The sequence below is a fragment of the Hymenobacter sp. DG25B genome (genome assembly GCF_000801315.1).
In the GTDB taxonomy this organism is placed as follows: domain Bacteria; phylum Bacteroidota; class Bacteroidia; order Cytophagales; family Hymenobacteraceae; genus Hymenobacter.
The window spans coordinates 3,598,516-3,617,106 of the sequence record NZ_CP010054.1 but is presented as its reverse complement, the minus strand read 5'-3'; the positions used below and the strand labels follow the sequence as shown (position 1 = coordinate 3,617,106).

25 protein-coding genes and 1 pseudogene are annotated in these 18,591 nt (G+C 53.5%); all 26 read left to right on the top strand.

Features of this window, described 5'->3' with window-relative positions; all coding sequences use genetic code 11:
* The first annotated feature begins 103 nt into the window (after positions 1–103).
* The 26 genes and pseudogenes from rpsC to PK28_RS15460 all read left to right on the top strand — a co-directional run bounded on the left by rpsC (position 104) and on the right by PK28_RS15460 (position 18,470).
* A complete protein-coding gene (gene rpsC, locus PK28_RS15580) occupies positions 104–976 on the top strand; it encodes a 30S ribosomal protein S3 (protein WP_044515460.1) in 873 nt (290 codons plus the stop codon).
* Positions 977–1,015: 39 nt separating this feature from the next.
* Positions 1,016–1,441, top strand: coding sequence for a 50S ribosomal protein L16 (rplP, locus tag PK28_RS15575; protein WP_044515458.1), 426 nt, complete (start codon positions 1,016–1,018; stop codon positions 1,439–1,441).
* Position 1,442: 1 nt separating this feature from the next.
* A complete protein-coding gene (gene rpmC, locus PK28_RS15570; RefSeq protein WP_044515457.1) occupies positions 1,443–1,655 on the top strand; it encodes a 50S ribosomal protein L29 in 213 nt (70 codons plus the stop codon).
* A 2-nt stretch (positions 1,656–1,657) separates the two neighbouring features.
* Positions 1,658–1,951: a 30S ribosomal protein S17 gene (rpsQ, locus tag PK28_RS15565; protein WP_044515456.1), complete on the top strand. Its 294-nt coding sequence runs from the start codon at positions 1,658–1,660 to the stop codon at positions 1,949–1,951.
* Position 1,952: 1 nt separating this feature from the next.
* Complete coding sequence (gene rplN / locus PK28_RS15560) at positions 1,953–2,321, top strand: 50S ribosomal protein L14 (protein ID WP_044515455.1); 369 nt, start codon at positions 1,953–1,955, stop codon at positions 2,319–2,321.
* Between the two features lie 3 nt (positions 2,322–2,324).
* Positions 2,325–2,579, top strand: a pseudogene (gene rplX / locus PK28_RS20180) (50S ribosomal protein L24); the annotation flags it as partial.
* A gap of 24 nt (positions 2,580–2,603) precedes the next feature.
* The gene (gene rplE, locus PK28_RS15550) at positions 2,604–3,164 is read left to right on the top strand and encodes a 50S ribosomal protein L5 (protein WP_044515450.1); all 561 of its coding nucleotides are present in this window, start codon (positions 2,604–2,606) and stop codon (positions 3,162–3,164) included.
* Positions 3,157–3,426, top strand: coding sequence for a 30S ribosomal protein S14 (rpsN, locus tag PK28_RS15545; protein ID WP_044515448.1), 270 nt, complete (start codon positions 3,157–3,159; stop codon positions 3,424–3,426). The genes rplE and rpsN overlap by 8 nt, the downstream gene beginning before the upstream one ends.
* Positions 3,427–3,620: 194 nt before the next feature.
* The gene (gene rpsH, locus PK28_RS15540) at positions 3,621–4,019 is read left to right on the top strand and encodes a 30S ribosomal protein S8 (protein ID WP_044515446.1); all 399 of its coding nucleotides are present in this window, start codon (positions 3,621–3,623) and stop codon (positions 4,017–4,019) included.
* Between the two features lie 20 nt (positions 4,020–4,039).
* On the top strand, positions 4,040–4,594 hold the full coding sequence (gene rplF / locus PK28_RS20175) for a 50S ribosomal protein L6 (protein WP_044515441.1): 555 nt from the start codon (positions 4,040–4,042) through the stop codon (positions 4,592–4,594).
* 9 nt (positions 4,595–4,603) lie between these two features.
* Entirely contained in the window at positions 4,604–4,954 is a 351-nt protein-coding gene (gene rplR / locus PK28_RS20170) for a 50S ribosomal protein L18 (RefSeq protein WP_044515439.1), read from the top strand.
* A 6-nt stretch (positions 4,955–4,960) separates the two neighbouring features.
* Positions 4,961–5,569, top strand: coding sequence for a 30S ribosomal protein S5 (gene rpsE / locus PK28_RS15525; protein WP_071885161.1), 609 nt, complete (start codon positions 4,961–4,963; stop codon positions 5,567–5,569).
* Positions 5,570–5,573: 4 nt separating this feature from the next.
* Entirely contained in the window at positions 5,574–5,753 is a 180-nt protein-coding gene (gene rpmD / locus PK28_RS15520; RefSeq protein ID WP_044515432.1) for a 50S ribosomal protein L30, read from the top strand.
* A 13-nt stretch (positions 5,754–5,766) separates the two neighbouring features.
* Entirely contained in the window at positions 5,767–6,213 is a 447-nt protein-coding gene (gene rplO, locus PK28_RS15515) for a 50S ribosomal protein L15 (protein ID WP_044515424.1), read from the top strand.
* Positions 6,214–6,225: 12 nt separating this feature from the next.
* Positions 6,226–7,542, top strand: a complete 1,317-nt coding sequence (secY, locus tag PK28_RS15510; RefSeq protein WP_044515423.1) for a preprotein translocase subunit SecY — start codon at positions 6,226–6,228, stop codon at positions 7,540–7,542.
* Between the two features lie 7 nt (positions 7,543–7,549).
* Entirely contained in the window at positions 7,550–8,320 is a 771-nt protein-coding gene (gene map, locus PK28_RS15505) for a type I methionyl aminopeptidase (protein WP_044515419.1), read from the top strand.
* A gap of 4 nt (positions 8,321–8,324) precedes the next feature.
* Positions 8,325–8,543 (top strand): translation initiation factor IF-1, encoded by a 219-nt coding sequence (infA, locus tag PK28_RS15500; RefSeq protein ID WP_022822146.1) that lies wholly within the window; start codon positions 8,325–8,327, stop codon positions 8,541–8,543.
* Between the two features lie 9 nt (positions 8,544–8,552).
* Complete coding sequence (gene rpmJ / locus PK28_RS19965; protein WP_045688470.1) at positions 8,553–8,669, top strand: 50S ribosomal protein L36; 117 nt, start codon at positions 8,553–8,555, stop codon at positions 8,667–8,669.
* 28 nt (positions 8,670–8,697) lie between these two features.
* Positions 8,698–9,075 carry a 30S ribosomal protein S13 gene (rpsM, locus tag PK28_RS15495; RefSeq protein ID WP_044515408.1) on the top strand — a complete coding sequence of 126 codons (378 nt, stop codon included), beginning with the start codon at positions 8,698–8,700 and terminating at the stop codon, positions 9,073–9,075.
* Between the two features lie 76 nt (positions 9,076–9,151).
* Complete coding sequence (gene rpsK, locus PK28_RS15490; protein ID WP_044515404.1) at positions 9,152–9,544, top strand: 30S ribosomal protein S11; 393 nt, start codon at positions 9,152–9,154, stop codon at positions 9,542–9,544.
* 131 nt (positions 9,545–9,675) lie between these two features.
* The gene (gene rpsD, locus PK28_RS15485; RefSeq protein WP_044515402.1) at positions 9,676–10,281 is read left to right on the top strand and encodes a 30S ribosomal protein S4; all 606 of its coding nucleotides are present in this window, start codon (positions 9,676–9,678) and stop codon (positions 10,279–10,281) included.
* 68 nt (positions 10,282–10,349) lie between these two features.
* Complete coding sequence (locus PK28_RS15480; RefSeq protein ID WP_044515401.1) at positions 10,350–11,339, top strand: DNA-directed RNA polymerase subunit alpha; 990 nt, start codon at positions 10,350–10,352, stop codon at positions 11,337–11,339.
* A 212-nt stretch (positions 11,340–11,551) separates the two neighbouring features.
* Positions 11,552–12,109 (top strand): 50S ribosomal protein L17, encoded by a 558-nt coding sequence (gene rplQ / locus PK28_RS15475; RefSeq protein ID WP_044515400.1) that lies wholly within the window; start codon positions 11,552–11,554, stop codon positions 12,107–12,109.
* Between the two features lie 552 nt (positions 12,110–12,661).
* Positions 12,662–13,933, top strand: a complete 1,272-nt coding sequence (gene eno / locus PK28_RS15470) for a phosphopyruvate hydratase (protein ID WP_044515392.1) — start codon at positions 12,662–12,664, stop codon at positions 13,931–13,933.
* Positions 13,934–14,011: 78 nt separating this feature from the next.
* Positions 14,012–14,326 carry an FtsB family cell division protein gene (locus PK28_RS15465; protein WP_044515381.1) on the top strand — a complete coding sequence of 105 codons (315 nt, stop codon included), beginning with the start codon at positions 14,012–14,014 and terminating at the stop codon, positions 14,324–14,326.
* Between the two features lie 109 nt (positions 14,327–14,435).
* Positions 14,436–18,470 carry a CARDB domain-containing protein gene (locus PK28_RS15460; protein ID WP_044515377.1) on the top strand — a complete coding sequence of 1,345 codons (4,035 nt, stop codon included), beginning with the start codon at positions 14,436–14,438 and terminating at the stop codon, positions 18,468–18,470.
* The last annotated feature ends 121 nt before the right edge of the window (positions 18,471–18,591 follow it).

Below are 18,591 nucleotides of genomic sequence, written 5' to 3'. Positions count from 1 at the left end.
AGCCCGCCGCTGCTACCGCAACGGAAGGCAAAGCCAAGACTACGCGTCGTAGCTCCTCGAAAAAAACCACTGAAACCAAGGCAGAAGCCACCGCATAAGCACTATGGGACAGAAAGTAAATCCGGTTGGCTTCCGTTTGGGCGTCATTAAAGGGTGGGACTCGAACTGGTACGGCGGTAAGGACTTTGCCGACAAGCTGGTTGAGGACGAAAAGATCCGCAAATACATCATGGCTCGTATCCCGAAGGGTGGCATTAGCCGCATCGTGATTGAGCGTACTCTGAAGCGCGTCACCATCACCATCAACACGGCTCGTCCGGGTGTGGTAATTGGTAAAGGCGGTGCAGAGGTTGATAAGATCAAGGACGAGCTGAAGCAGATTACCGGCAAAGACGTTCAGATCAACATCTTCGAAATTAAGCGTCCGGAACTCGACGCCAAATTGGTAGGTGAGAGCATTGCTCAGCAGCTGCAGGCTCGTATCTCGTTCCGCCGTGCAATGAAGATGTCTATTCAGGCTGCTATGCGCGTTGGTGCCGAAGGCATCAAGATTCAGTGCGGTGGTCGTCTGGGTGGTGCTGAAATTGCCCGCTCCGAGCAATACAAAGAAGGCCGTACCCCGCTGCACACCCTGCGTGCTGATATCGACTATGCCCTATCTGAAGCTCAGACCGTGTATGGTAAAATCGGCATCAAGGTGTGGATCATGCGTGGTGAAGTGTTCGGCAAGCCCGACCTCTCGCCCAACCAGCAGCCTACCAGCCCCGCTGGTGGCGAAGGTCGCAACGACCGTGGCCCACGCGGTGAGCGTGGTGACCGTGGCGGCGACCGTGGCCCGCGCCGCGACCGTAATGACCGTGGCGGTGACAACCGTGGTGGTCAGGGCGGTGGTGGACAGCGCCGTGGTGGTCCAGGTGCCGGCGGCCCTGGTGGCCAAGGCGGCCAGAACCGTGGTGGCGGCGCTCCGCGTCGCTAGTCCTTTTCCCTTCTTTCGAATTTCAATTCAAGATAAATCATGTTACAGCCGAAAAGGACCAAGTATCGCAAGATGCAAAAGGGTCGCGTGCATGGCCTAGCCTACCGCGGCAGCTCCATAGACTTCGGTTCCTTCGCTATTAAATCCCTGGAACAGGCATGGATTACGGCTCGCCAGATTGAGGCAGCCCGTATCGCCATGACCCGTGCCATGAAACGCGAAGGTCAAGTGTGGATCCGCATTTTCCCTGACAAGCCAATTACCAAGAAGCCTGCAGAGGTACGTATGGGTAAAGGCAAAGGCTCGCCCGAGTATTGGGTAGCCGTAGTAAAGCCTGGCACCATCATGTTCGAGTCGGACGGTGTTTCGCTGGAAGTAGCACAGGAGTCGCTGCGTCTCGCCGCGCAGAAGCTGCCGGTTAAGACTCAATTTGTTGTTCGTCGCGACTACGAAGAAAGCAAGTAAGATGAAGAACGCCGATATCCGCGCCCTTTCACTGGAAGACCTGAAAGCGCAAATCAAGACCGAACAAACCAATGGCCAGACGCTGCGCTTCGCGCACGCTATTTCGCCCCTGGAAAATCCGGTTCGCCTGAAGCATAGCCGCAAGAACGTAGCCCGTCTGCAAACCGAGCTCAACCGTCGCGAGAACGAGCAGGCAACCCAAACTGCTAAATAACGATGGCAAGCAACGAAGCACAGCAGGCAACGACCAGCGCACCCGAGCGCAACCTGCGTAAAGAAATCATCGGGCGCGTTTCCTCCTCCAAGATGGACAAGTCCATCACGGTTGTAGTGGAAAGCAAAATGAAACACCCCATCTACGGCAAGTTCGTTACCAAGTCGACCAAATTCATGGCCCACGACGAGAACAACGAATGCGGCGAAGGCGATACGGTTCGCATTATGGCGACCCGTCCGCTAAGCAAGAGCAAGCGGTGGAGACTGGTAGAAATTCTAGAGCGCGCTAAGTAAGATGATCCAGCAAGAATCCCGTCTGACCGTCGCTGATAACAGCGGCGCCAAAGAAGTGCTCTGCATCCGTGTCCTCGGTGGCACGGGTAAAAAGTACGCTAGCGTAGGCGATAAGATCGTGGTTTCGATCAAATCGGCTATTCCGTCTGGCAATGCTAAAAAAGGCACTGTATCCAAGGCAGTAGTAGTGCGCACGAAGAAGGAAATCCGTCGTAAGGACGGTTCTTATATCCGCTTCGACGATAACGCTGCTGTTCTGCTCAACAATAACGACGAGCCCCGCGGTACCCGCATCTTCGGCCCAGTGGCCCGTGAACTCCGCGAGAAGCAGTTCATGAAGATCGTTTCGCTGGCTCCTGAAGTTCTCTAAGCAATGGCAACGAAAACGAAAGCAGCGCCCGCGAAACTACACGTGAAAACCGGTGATACCGTACAGGTAATTGCCGGCGACGAGAAAGGCAAAACCGGCGTAATTAAGTCGGTAAACCGCTCGACGCAACGTGTTATCGTGGAAGGCCTCAACCTGGTTACCAAGCACAACAAACCCAGTGCGAAGAACCCCCAGGGCGGCATCACCAAGATCGAAGCTGGCATTCACGTGAGCAACGTGAAAGCAATTGACTCGAAAAACGCCTAATCCGGTACGACGACAATGGCTCGACTCAAAGACATTTATCTCAAAGAAGTAGTACCCGCGCTCCAGGAACAATTCCAGTTCAAGAGCATCATGCAGGTACCACGCATCACCAAGATCTGCATCAACCGCGGTATCGGCGCAGCAGTTGCCGATAAGAAACTGGTTGATAATGGCGTGGATGAGCTGACGACCATTGCAGGTCAGAAAGCCGTTCCTACCATTGCCAAGCGCTCGGTGTCGAACTTCAAACTCCGTGAAGGCATGCCCATCGGCGCCCGCGTTACCCTGCGCGGCGAGCAGATGTATGAATTCATGGACCGTCTGCTCACGGTGGCTCTGCCCCGCGTGCGTGACTTCAAAGGCATCAACGATAAAGGCTTCGATGGCCGCGGTAACTACACCCTGGGCATCAAGGAGCAAATCATCTTCCCAGAAATTTCGATCGATAAGATCAAGTCGATTTCGGGTATGGATATTACCTTCGTAACGACGGCCGAAAACGATGAGCAGAGCTACGAGCTGCTGAAAGCTTTCGGAATGCCGTTCGCTAACGCCAAGAAACAAAACAATGGCTAAGGAATCGATGAAAGCACGGGAGCGGAAGCGTATTGCTACCGTAGCTCGTTATGCTGAGAAGCGCAAGGCTCTGAAAGCCGCTGGCGACTTCGAAGGCCTGGACAAACTGCCCCGCAATGCCTCGCCCGTGCGTCTGCACAACCGCGACAAAATTGACGGCCGCCCTCGTGGTTATATGCGCAAGTTCGGCATTAGCCGTGTGCGTTTCCGCGAAATGGCTTTGGCGGGTAAAATCCCCGGCGTAACGAAATCCAGCTGGTAAATTACCAGAAGATGCCGGTATAGCCTCTATACCGCATCCTCTAACTTGGCAGGTTGCCGAGAGAAACCATTGACCGAGCCCCGAAAGCCGAGTCAAGAAGTCTTAACCGAAAATTTCGTCGCCGCTTTCCGTGGCGACGAAATTTTCATATCTTTGCGGCTCCCTAAAAAAGGGCGCTTCATTTCGACATCCCAATGAATACAGATCCAATTGCCGACTACCTGACCCGGGTTCGCAATGCCATCAAGGCAAACCACCGGGTAGTGGAGATTCCGGCCAGCAAGATCAAAAAGGAAATCACGAAGGTACTCTACCACAAAGGGTACATTCAGAGCTACCGTTTTGATGATGCAGCAGTACAAGGCACAATCAAGATTGCGCTGAAGTACAATCCTGCCACCAAGCAGCCCGCTATTACCAAGCTGGAGCGCGTAAGCTCACCTGGTCTGCGTAAGTACGCTCACGTAGAAAACCTGCCGCGTGTACTCAGCGGTCTGGGTATTGCAATTCTGTCGACGTCGAAAGGTGTGATGACGGAAAAAGAGGCGAAAGCCGAGAACGTGGGCGGCGAAGTGCTGTGCTACGTCTACTAATCTGAAAGGAAAACGAGACTATGTCACGCATTGGTAAACTGCCCATCAGCCTGCCCGACAACGTGCAGATTGAAGTGAGCAACGAAAACACGGTTACCGTGAAGGGCCCGAAAGGTACCCTCATCGTTCCGGTTGACCGCGACATTACCGTAGCTACCGAAGACGGCCAGCTGGTAGTGACCCGCCCAACTGAACAGAAACGCCACAAAGCAATGCACGGTCTGTACCGTTCACTGCTGAACAATGCCGTTAGCGGTGTTGGTCAGGGCCTGGAAGTGAAGCTGGAGCTGGTAGGTGTAGGTTACAAGGCCACTATGGCTGGTACTACCCTGGAGCTGTCACTGGGTTATTCGCACAACATCTTCCTGGCGCTGCCTAAAGAAGTTACTGCAACTGCCCTCACCGAGAAAGGTAAAAACCCTATCGTTACCCTAACCAGCATTGATAAGCAACTGCTGGGCCAGGTGGCCGCAAAGATTCGCTCGTTGCGCAAAGTTGAGCCCTACAAAGGCAAAGGCGTGCGCTTCGTGGGTGAGCAAATTCGTCGTAAGGCTGGTAAAACAGCTTCGAAATAACATCACACCATGGCTTTCGATAAAGCAACTAGAAGAAAACGGATCCAGCGCATCATCCGCACTAAGGTGGCTGGCACGTCCGAGCGCCCGCGTCTGTCGGTGTTTCGCAGCAATACGGGTATTTATGCCCAGATTATTGACGACACCACAGGGAACACGCTGGCGTCTGCTTCCTCGAAGCACGTTTCGGTGGAAGGGGGCAACGGAGTCGCCCTCGCTGCCGCAGTCGGCAAAGAACTTGCCGCCCGTGCTACAGGAAAAGGAATTTCGAAAGTGGTATTTGACCGTTCCGGTTATCTCTACCACGGCCGCGTAAAATCATTGGCAGAAGGAGCCCGCGAAGGCGGCCTCAATTTCTAAATCATCATGGCAGAATTTAACAACGGCCCTCGTGGTGGTAGCGGCGATAACCGTGGCGGTGGCAATGACCGTCGTGGTGGTGGCAATGACCGTCGCGGCAACGACCGTAACGCGGAGCAGTCGCGCACTGGCGATTCCGACCTGAAAGAAAAAGTGGTTGCTATCAACCGCGTAGCCAAAGTAGTAAAAGGTGGTCGTCGCTTTAGCTTCTCGGCCATTGTGGTAGTAGGTGACGGCAACGGCACCGTAGGTTTCGGCCTCGGCAAAGCCAACGAAGTAACCGACGCCATTGCCAAAGGCATTGACGACGCAAAGAAGAACCTGGTGAAAGTGCCGCTGTACAAGCACACTGTTCCTCACGTGATGGAAGGTAAATACTCCGGTGGTTATGTGCTGGTTCAGCCAGCTGCAGCTGGTACGGGTGTAATTGCCGGTGGTGCCATGCGTGCCGTGTTTGAAAGCGCTGGTATCAAAGACGTACTGGCTAAGTCGAAAGGCTCCTCGAACCCCCACAACGTAGTGAAAGCTACTTTCGACGCCTTGCTGAAAATGCGCGACCCGCTGCAAATTGCTCAGGCACGTGGTATCAGCCTCTCTAAAGTTTTTAACGGCTAAGCAGATGGCGCAGATCCATATCAAACTCGTGAAAAGCGTTATTGACCGCCCCGAGCGGCAGAAGCGCACGGTGCAGGCTCTCGGCCTCGGCAAAATCGGCAGCACCAAAGAAGTAGAAAACACTCCTCAGGTAGCTGGTATGGTGAATGCCGTGAAGCACTTGTTAGAAGTAACTGAACTCTAGGAATATCCCGACCATGAATCTCAGCAATCTCCAACCCGCCGCAGGCGCTACCCGCAATGAAAAGCGCGTAGGTCGTGGTACGGGTTCCGGCCGTGGCGGCACTTCAACGCGCGGTCACAAAGGTGCCAAATCCCGCTCGGGCTACTCTAAAAAGTCAGGCTTCGAAGGTGGTCAGATGCCTCTGCAGCGTCGGATCCCTAAGTTCGGCTTCAAGAACATCAACCGTGTTGAGTACAAAGGCATCAACCTTGATGTACTGGCTACTTTGACCGAAAATGGCGCTACTACTACGCTGGACAATGCATTCTTTGTGAATGCTGGTCTGGTGTCGAAAAACGCCAAAGTGAAAATCCTGGGCCGCGGTGAAATCACCAAAGCGCTGGAAGTACATGCCCACGCCTTCTCGAAGTCGGCTATTGAAGCCATTGAGAAAGCAGGTGGTAAAGCCGTGACTCTGTAAGTCTAGTTGGCAATGAACAAGTTCATCACCACGATTAAGAACATCTTTGCTATTGAGGATCTGCGTACGCGGATTCTCAATACGCTTTTTTTCATTGCCATCTATCGGCTGGGTTCTTACGTGGTGCTGCCCGGTGTAGATCCAAACCGGTTGAAGCAAGGCGCACAAGGACTGTTCGGTATTCTGGATACGTTGCTCGGCGGTGCTTTTAGCCACGCTTCGATCTTCGCCCTGGGCATCATGCCGTATATCTCGGCTTCCATCGTGTTGCAGCTGCTCACGATTGCCGTGCCTTACTTCCAGAAGCTCCAGAAAGAGGGTGAATCAGGCCGTAAGAAAATCAACCAGTATACGCGTATCCTTACTATTCCAATTGTGTTAGCTCAATCGGTTGGCTTCATCGCCACCATTAACGCTGAAGCAATTATGAATCCGGGGGTACTGTTTACGGTATCCACGATGATTATCATCACAGCCGGCACGCTCTTCTGCATGTGGCTGGGTGAGAAAATCACGGATAAGGGAATAGGCAATGGTATTTCCATGATCATTATGATCGGGATTGTATCGCGCTTCCCAGGAGCTATTATCGGTGAAGCTGCTGCTAAAGGCATCAACGGCGCCCTTATTTTCCTGCTGGAGCTGGTTGTTCTGTTCTTTGTAGTAATGCTGGTGATTGTGCTCACGCAGGCTGTACGCCGGATTCCGGTGCAGTATGCCAAGCAAATCGGTGGCACTACCCAGTTGAATGCACAGCGTCAGTTCATTCCCATGAAGGTGAATGCAGCCGGCGTTATGCCCATCATCTTTGCGCAGTCATTGATGTTCGTGCCGGCTATTGTGGCCTCGGTATGGCAGAATGATAGTGACATGGCCAGCTATATCGGAGTGAAATTCTCGGACTATACTTCCTGGCAGTACAATCTGGTGTTTGGAGTGTTGATTCTGTTGTTCACGTATTTCTATACGGCCATCAGTGTAAACCCTAATCAGATTGCGGATGATCTGAAGCGTAGCGGCGGTTTTGTTCCCGGTGTAAAACCTGGTAATGATACCTCCGAGCACATTGATGAGATTCTGACGCGTATCACGCTGCCCGGTGCTTTGGCTCTGGCTTTGATTGCCATTTTCCCGGCCTTCGCTTTGCTACTTGGCGTAACTCGTCCCTTCTCGGCTTTCTACGGTGGTACTTCCCTGATCATTATGGTAGGGGTAGTATTGGATACGCTAAATCAGGTGGAGAGCTACCTGTTGATGCGCCACTACGATGGCATGATGAAATCGGGCAAAGTTCGCGGGCGTACGCAGGACATTGCCATGGCTTCCTAATTCGGTCATGATATTTTATAAGACCGAAGAAGAAATTGAGCTTATCCGGGCCAGCGCGAAAGTACTGGCTCAGGCCCACGGAGAAGTTGCGGGCATGATAAAGGAAGGAATTACCACCCGCGAGCTTGATGCTCGGGCTGAGGAATTCATCCGGGACCATGGCGGACAACCTTCTTTCAAAGGCTATAACGATTTTCCTTACAGCCTCTGCATATCACCTAACTCAGTGGTGGTGCATGGTTTTCCGGGCGACTATACGCTGAAAAGCGGGGACGTTATTTCGGTTGACTGCGGAGTGCTGTTAAACGGCTATCATTCCGATAGCGCATACACCTACCCAGTCGGGGAGGTGGCACCGGAGGTGCTGAAGTTGCTGGAAGAAACCAAAAAGTCGCTTTACCTGGGCATTGAACAGGCAGTGGCGGGCAACCGGATGGGCGATGTGAGCTACGCCATTCAGAACCATGTTGAGAAGCAGGGTTATGGAGTGGTTCGCGAGCTGGTCGGTCATGGTATTGGCAAGAAGCTCCACGAGCGGCCTGAAGTCCCCAACTACGGTAAACGTGGTTCGGGGTTAAAGCTGCAGACGGGACTGGTAATTGCCATTGAGCCTATGGTGAATCTCGGCACTAAGCAGGTGGTTCAGGAAAAGGATGGTTGGACTATCCGCACCAAAGACCATAAGCCCTCGGCGCATTTTGAACATACCATTGTAGTAAGAAAGGACAAGGCAGAAATTCTGACTTCCTTCGAATACATAGAAAAAGCCTTACAGTAGCCTTATGGCCAAACAAACCTCCATTGAACAGGACGGAGTGATTCTGGAAGCCCTTTCCAATGCCATGTTCCGCGTGGAACTGGAAAATGGTCACCAACTGATTGCCCACATTTCGGGCAAGATGCGAATGCACTACATCAAAATCCTGCCAGGAGATAAGGTGAAGCTGGAAATGTCGCCCTACGATCTGTCGAAGGGCCGAATTGTGTACCGTTACAAATAACCCGACGACATGAAAGTTAAAGCGTCCGTCAAGAAGCGTAGCGTTGATTGCAAAATCATCCGCCGGAAAGGCAAACTCTACGTTATCAACAAAAAGAACCCCCGCTACAAGCAGCGTCAGGGTTAACAGCACCAGACTTTTTTAAAAAAAGCACATGGCTCGTATTGCAGGGGTAGACATCCCAGACAACAAGCGCGGCGAAATCGCGCTGACCTACATTTTCGGCATTGGTCGTGCCTCCGCTCAACAAATTCTTACGAAGGCCGGTATCGACCTGAGCAAGAAGGTGAAAGACTGGACGGAAGCTGAAGCCGGTGAAATCCGTAGCATCATTGCTGCCGAGTTCAAGACGGAAGGTGTTCTGCGCTCAGAAGTGCAGTTGAACATCAAGCGTCTCATGGACATCGGTTGCTACCGTGGTCTGCGTCACCGGAAAGGCTTGCCCGTTCGCGGACAGCGCACCAAGAACAACTCGCGTACCCGCAAGGGCAAGCGCAAGACTGTTGCTGGTAAAAAGAAGGCTACTAAATAAGGTTTAGCGGAAATCGACTCCGGGCCGGCGGACGGTACCGGAGTCAACACCTTCCGCAGTTTTTTGCGATAACCAAATGGCACAAAAAAGAAAAGACAAAGCCAAGAAGCGCGTTGTCCAGGTTGAGCAGGTAGGTCAGGTTCACATCAAAGCCTCCTTCAACAACATCATCATTTCCATCACCAATATGAACGGCCAGGTTATTTCCTGGGCTTCGGCTGGTAAGATGGGCTTCCGCGGTTCGAAGAAGAACACTCCTTATGCTGCTCAGATGGCAGCTACGGATGCCGGCAAAGTGGCTCATGATTTGGGCATGCGCAAGGCTGAAGTGTTCGTGAAAGGTCCTGGTTCCGGCCGTGAGTCGGCTATCCGTACCATCCAGAACGTGGGCATTGAGGTAACTACCATCCGCGACGTAACGCCGCTGCCCCACAACGGCTGCCGTCCGCCCAAGCGTCGTCGCGTCTGATATATTGAACTGGTAAGCCTTGCGGCTTGCCTCCTGTGTCGGGTTTCCGATGCTGCCTTTCACCCCTGCAAGGCGCGTCTGAGGAGCCCGACACGCGCGGTTCAACCCCTTCAAAACTCAACATCCCCGAAATGGCACGTTATACCGGTCCTAAAACCAAGATTGCTCGTCGCTTCGCAGAGCCGATCTTCGGCCCAAGCAAGGCGCTCAACAAAAAGAATTATCCTCCCGGCCAGCATGGTCGTGGCCGCCGTAAGAAGCAGTCAGAATATGCTGTACAGCTGATGGAGAAGCAGAAAGTGAAGTACATGTACGGTGTACTGGAAAAGCAGTTTGAAAACCTTTTCCACAAGGCAGCTGCTCTGCCCGGCATCACAGGTAACAACCTGTTGGCTTTGCTGGAGTCGCGCCTCGACAACACGGTGTATCGTTTGGGTGTAGCCCCTACGCGCCGTGCTGCCCGTCAGCTGGTTCTGCACAAGCATATCACCGTAAATGGTGAAGTTGTTAACATCGCTTCCTATAAGCTCCGTGCGGGCGACGTGGTGGGTGTGCGTGAGAAGTCGAAGTCGTTGGAAGCCATCACAACCAGCCTGAGTGTGCGTAACGCTCGTCAGTTCTCCTGGCTGGAGTGGGACGGCAAGGAAATGGTGGGCAAATTCCTGAATGCCCCCTCGCGCGAACTGATTCCGGAGAAAATCACGGAGCAGCTCATCGTCGAGCTTTACTCGAAGTAATCCGGGACCCGGCTACGGCCGGGCCCTTTCTTCGATTTATTCCTTGTTGTAAATTTAAAGCCCCATTTATGTCAATCTTAGCTTTTCAAATGCCGGAGAAAGTCGTGATGGAAAAGTCCGACGACTTCTACGGAACGTTTGAATTCAAACCGCTGGAGAAAGGCTACGGCGTCACGATCGGCAACGCTCTGCGCCGCATCCTGCTGTCGTCGCTGGAGGGCTATGCCATCACGTCGGTTCGCACTTCCAGCGTACTGCACGAGTTCATGACCATCGAGGGCGTGATTGAGGACATGTCCGAAATCATTCTCAACCTGAAGCAGGTACGCTTCAAGAAGGTGAGTGATGCTATCGAGGATAAAATCACAGTTCGTTTCAAAGGCAATGAAGTTTTCAAAGCCGGCGAAATCAACAACTTCACCACGGGCTTCCAGGTGCTGAACCCGGAACTGGTTATCTGCAACGTAGACCCCAGCAAAGAGCTGGAGTTTGAGTTCACGATTCAGAAAGGCCGCGGCTACGTTCCTGCAGAGGAAAACAAGCCAGCCGACCAGGTTTTCGGTCAGATTGCTATTGATGCCATTTTCACGCCTATTAAGAACGTGAAGTATAGCATTGAGAACACCCGTGTTGAGCAAAAAACTGACTACGAGAAGCTGCTCATCGAGATTCAGACGGATGGCTCCATTCACCCGGAGGAAGCGCTGAAAGGTGCTGCCAACATTCTGATTCAACACTTCATGCTGTTCTCGGACAGCACCATGACCTTCGAAACGGCTAAGGCAGAAGAAGAGGAAACCGTGGACGAAGAGACCCTGCACATGCGCAAGGTTCTGAAGACCCCACTGGCTGATATGGATCTGTCGGTGCGTGCTTACAACTGCCTGAAGGCTGCCGATATCAAAACCCTCGGCGACCTGGTGCAGCTGGACATGGCAGACATGATGAAGTTCCGCAACTTCGGTAAGAAGTCGCTGACCGAGCTGGAAAACCTCGTAGAGGAAAAGGGTCTGACCTTCGGGATGGATCTGGGCAAGTATAAGCTCGACGAGGAATAGTCTTCCTCTAGTGAAAATGTGCTGAAGGTGAGGAATGTACTACCCGTACATTTTCACTTCAGCACATTTTTTTTGTACAGGTATTCACTACCTTTGCACCCCATTCATCCAATTCACTGAGTGAGCCCCAAGGGACAACGGTTCTAATGTGATGGTAGCCTGGCTGCCTTCCGCCGTGGTCGTTGTTCGCAAGCCCACATTTTCCTTTTTTTATGCGTCACGGTAAAACCATCAACCACCTCGGCCGTACGGCCTCGCACCGCAATGCTATGTTGTCCAACATGGCATCGTCCCTGATTATGCACAAGCGGGTTACTACCACAGTTGCTAAGGCGAAAGCCCTGCGCAAGTTTGTGGAGCCGCTGCTGACGAAATCGAAGAACGATACCACGCACTCACGTCGTCTGGTATTCTCGGTACTGCAAAGCAAAGAGACGCTGAAAGAGCTGTTCGGCGAGGTTGCGGCTAAAATTGGTCAGCGCCCCGGTGGATATACCCGCATCATCAAGCTGAGCGACAACCGTCTGGGTGACAACGCCGAGATGTGCATCATTGAGCTGGTAGACTACAACGAAGTTCTGCTGGAAGCCAAATCGGCCGGCGAAGCCAAGGCTACAACCCGTCGCTCACGCAGCAAGAAGAAAGCTGCTCCGGCTGCGGCTGCTGCTCCGGCTGCAACGGATGCTGTAGTGGAAACTGCTGCTCCAGAAGATACTGCTACGGAAACCCTCAACGACGGCGAAACCCGCGAGGAAAAGGCTGCTGAGTAAGCACTTCCACTAGCATTACTGACTTCAGTAAAAAGGGCTGCACTAAAATGTGCAGCCCTTTTTTTGTTCTAAACGTTTTACAAAACCATTCTATAAATGGGTTTTTATGATTGAACAATGCTAAAAAAACTTTGAAGATGAGTTCTAAGCGGGATGATGCCACCTTATTAAAACAGATGAGCTGTATGGAAGAATTTAACGGCGTTTTAGTTTAGTCATCATCAACTTGCTCTAATCTTTTTGGAATGTCTTTCAGGAAGAAATAATTTTTACTCTATAGCTTCAGGAGTCTGCTACCTGTAGCCTGAGGACTGAATTAGAGCCCACGTGGCGGTTGCCTCAGTGGAGAGGCAGCAGGGTAGTGGGAGCGAAAGTGAGGCCGCTGCCAGTAGTTTTCTGTTGGCTTTTTGTAATGCTGACTTTGCAACTACTGCGTAAAGCGCTGCGCTAAAACCTTCAATTGAGTACCTTGCTGCTGCAAAGCGGCTGCGCTATTTACCGCGCCCACGCTGTAAGGAGTCTGCCGTTACCATCACCAACTTAACTTTTCCTATGAGCATTATCACCGCCATCCATGCCCGCCAGATCTTTGATTCGCGCGGCAACCCGACTGTAGAAGTAGACGTGACCACCGAAACCGGTACCGTAGGCCGTGCTGCGGTTCCTTCGGGCGCCAGCACCGGCAAGCACGAAGCCGTAGAGTTGCGCGACGACGACAAGTCGAAGTACATGGGCAAGGGCGTGCTACAGGCGGTGGATAACGTGAACAGCAAAATTGCCGAAGAACTGGTGGGCTTCTCCATCTACGAGCAGGGCCTGCTGGATAAGATTATGCTGGAGCTGGATGGCACGCCTAACAAGGGTAACCTGGGCGCCAATGCTATTCTGGGGGTGTCGCTGGCCGTGGCCCGCGCCGCCGCGCAGGATGCCGGTATGCCGCTGTACCGCTACGTGGGTGGGGTGAATGCCAACACGCTGCCCGTGCCCATGATGAATATCCTGAATGGGGGCTCGCACGCCGACAACAGCATCGACTTTCAGGAGTTTATGATTATGCCCGTGGGCGCTTCGTCTTTCTCGGAAGCACTGCGCTGGGGTACGGAAATTTTCCACCACCTGAAGAACGTGCTGAAAAAGCAGGGCTTCAGCACCAACGTGGGTGATGAAGGCGGTTTTGCGCCCAACATCAAATCCAACGAAGACGCTATTAAGATTGTACTGCAGGCCATTGAAACGGCTGGCTACAAGCCCGGCGACGACGTGATGATTGCCATGGATGCTGCCGCCTCGGAGTTCTATTCCGATGGCCACTACCACTTCAAGAAGAGCACCGGCGACAAGCTGACGTCTTCCGAAATGGTGAGCTACTGGACCGACTGGACCAAGAAGTACCCCATCATCAGCATTGAAGATGGCATGGACGAGGACGACTGGAGCGGCTGGAAGGCTCTCACCAACAGCATTGGCGCAACCACCCAGCTGGTGGGCGACGACCTGTTCGTGACCAACGTAAACCGCCTGCAGCGCGGTATTGATGAGCAGATTGCCAACGCCATCCTCATTAAAGTAAACCAGATTGGCACGCTCACCGAGACGATTGATGCCATAAACCTGGGCCGCCGCAACGGCTACAAGAGCATCATGAGCCACCGCTCGGGCGAAACGGAGGATAATACTATTGCCGACCTGGCCGTGGCCCTGAACACCGGCCAGATCAAAACCGGCTCCGCTTCGCGCTCCGACCGGATGGCCAAATACAACCAGCTGCTCCGCATTGAGGAAGAGCTGGGCGAAACGGCCTACTTCCCCGGCAAAAAGATGTAGTCGGGTATTGTACCAAATTCCTGAAAAAATAGAAGGCCGCCCTGCAACTGTGGGGCGGCTTTCTGTATCTTTGAGGCTATGCGTCTGCTAGATATCCTAAACCGGGTCCCGCATTTCCTTCGTAGTTTCTATTTCCTGACGGGCCTGGCCTTTCTGGTGTGGATGCTGGTGTTTGATGCCAACGACCTGCTGAAGCAGTATGAAATGTATCAGAAGTGGCACGAGCTGCAGACGGATAAGGAGTACTATCTTAATGAGATAGATAAGGTTAAAAAAGACCGCGCCGAGCTATTAAGCAGCCCTGAGCTGCTGGAGAAATTCGCCCGTGAAAAATATATTATGAAGCGCCCCGGCGAAGACGTTTTTATTCTGGTACCTCAGGAAGAGGAATAACTCCCATTTTCATTTTACCGGTGTCCTCGGTGCGCGATTATTCCGCCCCGGCCGGGCCTGATATACGCCTACTCCACCCATTACCTGCTTACCCTCCCAAATTTTCTCTATGAAGCACAATTACTCTAGTGCCCGCCGGCAGTATGGCTGGTGGATTATGTTTTGCTGGCTGCTGGCAGCGGGTATGCTCATGAGCCAGGGCGCTCAGGCCCAGACCTACTCCATGCCGGTTTCGGGTACCAGCTCTATTACGGCCTGTGAGGGAACACTCTATGATGATGGTGGCCCTAATAACAGCCCCAGCGCCAACTCCAACGGAGTGCTGACGATTAACCCCGGCGTAGCGGGCAATAAGATTAAGCTGGATTTTACCACCATTCAGCTGTACTACGAGCAAATATCCATATACGACGGCACCTCTACCGGGGCGCCGCTTATTGCGGAGTTCACCAGCGGCTCAGGCACCGGCACTGTGTATGCTACCAACAACACGGGGGCGCTGACGGTAAAGTTCACCTCCAACTATTACAATTATTATGGCTACCAGGGCTTCGCGGCTACTATCAGCTGCGTCACCTCGGTTCCGCTTGCAGATCTGGCCATTCAGGGGGCCTCGGCTCAGCCGCTTTCCATTGTGGCGGGCAATAACATGTACGTTACCTCGTCCATCTATAACCTGGGCGGCACCACGGCCAGCTCCAGCAACGTAGGCTACTACCTGTCTACCAACAATACGCTGGATGGCTCCGATGTGCTACTGGCTACTTCTACCGGTGGCTACCTGGCCGCGAAAGGCTCCAGCTACCGCGACCAGAACCTGACCATTCCGCAGACGACCAGCAGCGGCACGTATTATCTGCTGTTTGTGGCCGATAACCAGAATGGAGTAGCCGAGAGTGATGAGCAAAACAACGTGGTGAGCCTTTCCTTCAGCGTGGTGCCCCCCTCCGTGGATCTTAGCATTAACTCCACTTCGCTGTCTCCCACCTCCGTTATGGCGGGTAACTATGTCAGTATAAATGGCTATGTATCCAACCAGGGCAATGCCACGGTAAAATCGGTAACCGTCGGCTTTTATCTCTCGAAAGATGCGGTGCTGGATGGCAGCGACAAGCTGCTGACGAATTCCAATCTGGGCACCATTGACGCCAGTGGATACGCCTACTTTTATCCTTCCGCCACTATTCCATCCGGCACCACGCCCGGTAGCTATTACGTGCTGGTAGTAGCCGACTACCAGAACCAGGTAACCGAAACCAACGAGCAGAACAACCTCTCGGCCCTGGCCCTGACGGTGGAGGCACCCACCATTGACCTAACCATGCTGCAGGCCGGCCTGGGGGTCAATAAAACCACCGCCGGCAGCCAGATTTCGGCCTCCAGCTATATCTACAATCAGGGAAACAGTACGGCCAGCAGCTCTAACGCGGCTTATTATCTATCTACTGACAGCAAGCTGGATGGGCAGGATGTGTTGCTCGCCTCCTCAACGGGCGGCCAGCTGGGCGCCCAGCAGTACGACAGCCGGAGCACCACGCTTACCATTCCTTCCGGCACCAAAGCCGGTACGTATTACGTGTTGTTTGTGGCGGATTATCAGAATACGGTAGCCGAATCCAACGAGCAGAACAACGTGTCGGCCGTATCGTTGGCGGTAGAGGATCCTTACGTGGATCTGCAGGCATATTCAGTTACCACTTCTTCTTATTCAGTAGTAACCGGTGGCAAGCTGGACCTGTACGGCTACATCTATAACCAGGGCAATATGACCTCGGCTGCCACCAGCGTGGGCTTTTATCTGTCGAAAAATGCTACCTATGATGGCACGGACGTACTGCTCAGCAATAACACGCTAGCCAGCATTACCGGTACCAACAGCTACTACAACTATGGTTCGGTATCTTCTACCGTTACCATCCCCACGGGCACTGCCGTAGGTACCTATTACCTGCTGATGGTAGCGGATAACAAGAACAGCATAACCGAGTCTAATGAGCAGAACAACGTAACCTACACCAGCATATCGGTGGTGCAGCCCAGCGTAGATTTGTACATATCGGACGCTAGCCTATCGCGCTACAGCGTAGCGGCCGGCAGCAATTTTACGACCGGCTTCTATGTAATAAATCAGGGCAACACCAGCGCATCAACCAGCAATGCGCAGGTGTACCTGTCTTCCAATACCACCTTTGATGGTAATGACGTACTGTTGGTAACCTCCACGGGTGGAGCGTTGGGAGGAGGTTCGTACTCCTACCGCAATACCAGCGCTACAGTGCCTACAACTACTACGCCGGGCACTTATTATGTGTTGTTCGTGGCCGATGCTACCAATCAGGTAAGTGAGACCAATGAGCAGAACAATACCTATGGTGCTATTCAGATTACCGTAACGGCACCGTTCAAAGGTGTTATTGTCCCTGCTTCGGGTACCAACACCCTCACTACCTGTAACGCGGATATTTACGACAACGGCGGTACAGAAAATTATGCCTCTTACTCCGATGGGGCCCTCGTCATTAAGCCCGGCACAACCGGGGCCAAGGTACAACTGACGTTCTCGCAACTCTCGCTGGAAGTCTACTCCAACCTCTACATCTATGACGGTACCAGCACGAATGCTCCGCTCCTGGCTACTTACTACTACTACCAGAATTCTAACAATACGGTTCAGGCTACCAACAGTGAAGGCGCACTTACCCTGGTATTCAGCAGCGGCTATTACACTAGCGGCGGCTTTCAGGCCAAAGCCACCTGTATTCTGCCCGCTGACCTGACGGTGTCCGGCGTTTCGCTACAAACCAGCAGCACTACCCCGGGCTCTACCCTCACGGCCTCAGCTACTATCACCAACTCGGGCCAGGGTAATGCCACCTACAGCAATGTGGGCTACTACCTCTCCTCGGACCAGACTTTCAGCGTGAGCGACGTACCGCTGGCCACCGTAAGTGGCGGCACTCTGAATGCCGGCAGCAGCGCCACCCGCGGCGGTACCCTATCGGTTCCGGCCGGCACCAGCTATGGCACCTATTATGTTCTGTGCGTGGCCGACCCGGATAAGCAGGAGCCAGAATCAAACGAGAACAACAACGTAGCGGTAACTACCCTGAAAGTAGGTGATGCCGAGCCCAACCTCACGCTGGCCTCTGCTACCCTGCAGGCGGGTTCGGTGCTGAGCGGCGGCACGCTCACCAGCAGCGTGGTAGTGAAGAATGATGGTTCCGCTTCGGCTGCGTCCAGCACGCTGGGCTATTATCTGTCGGCTAATGCCACTTGGGAAAGCAGTGATGTGCTGCTGCAAACCGCAACCGGCGCCTCATTGGCGGCTTCCGGCACGGCCACGCGCACGGCTACCCTCACCATTCCGGCTACTACCACCGCCGGCAGCTACTACGTGCTGTTCGTGGCCGATCCTTCGGCAGCCGTAACGGAAAGCAACGAAACCGATAACGTGGCTTCCGTAGCCCTAACGGTAAACTCCGCTACCGTTTCCAAGCCGGACCTGGCCTTTGTAGCCGCCTCGGGCAGTGTTTCTCCCGCCAGCATTGTAGCCGGCAAGAGCCTCACGGCCAGTGCTACCGTCACTAACCTGGGCACCACTTCGGCTACCAGCGTTCCGCTCACCATGTATCTTTCCGCTGATAACAAGCTGGATGCTGCTGATGTGAAGCTGGGTGCTGCCACCGATGCCTCCCTAACCAATGGCCTGACGCGCGTGCAGCAGATTACCGCCGCCATTCCGACCACCACCAAAGCCGGCAGCTATTATGTGTTGCTGATGCTGGATGCGGAAACAACGCTTTCGGAAACCAGCCGCGCCAACAACCTGTACAGCCTGCCGCTCACGGTTTCGGTGGGAACGGCCCAACGCGAGCAAACGGCCGGCCTTACCATTAGCGTGTATCCTAACCCCACGCATTCTGCGCCCATTTCGGTGCATATGGATGGCGTAAGCACAACCAAGGGTGCGGCCACGCTTACGCTGTATAACAGCCTGGGCCAGCGCGTGGCGCAGCAGGTAGTACGCCGCCCCGGTAGCGGTGCCAAAGCTGAGTTTGATACCCGTACGCTGGCACAGGGAGTCTACATGCTCCACATTACCGGCGAGCAGTTGCACGTAGTACGCCGCGTGGTGGTAGACTAACGCTTCGGTAGTAATACAATCCGCATCGGCGGCACTTTGGTAGGCACACGCCCACCGGAGTGCCGCCGATTTATTTTCGCCCCGCGTGAGTCTTTGCGCCTTGTCCGGCGTTACCTCTAGG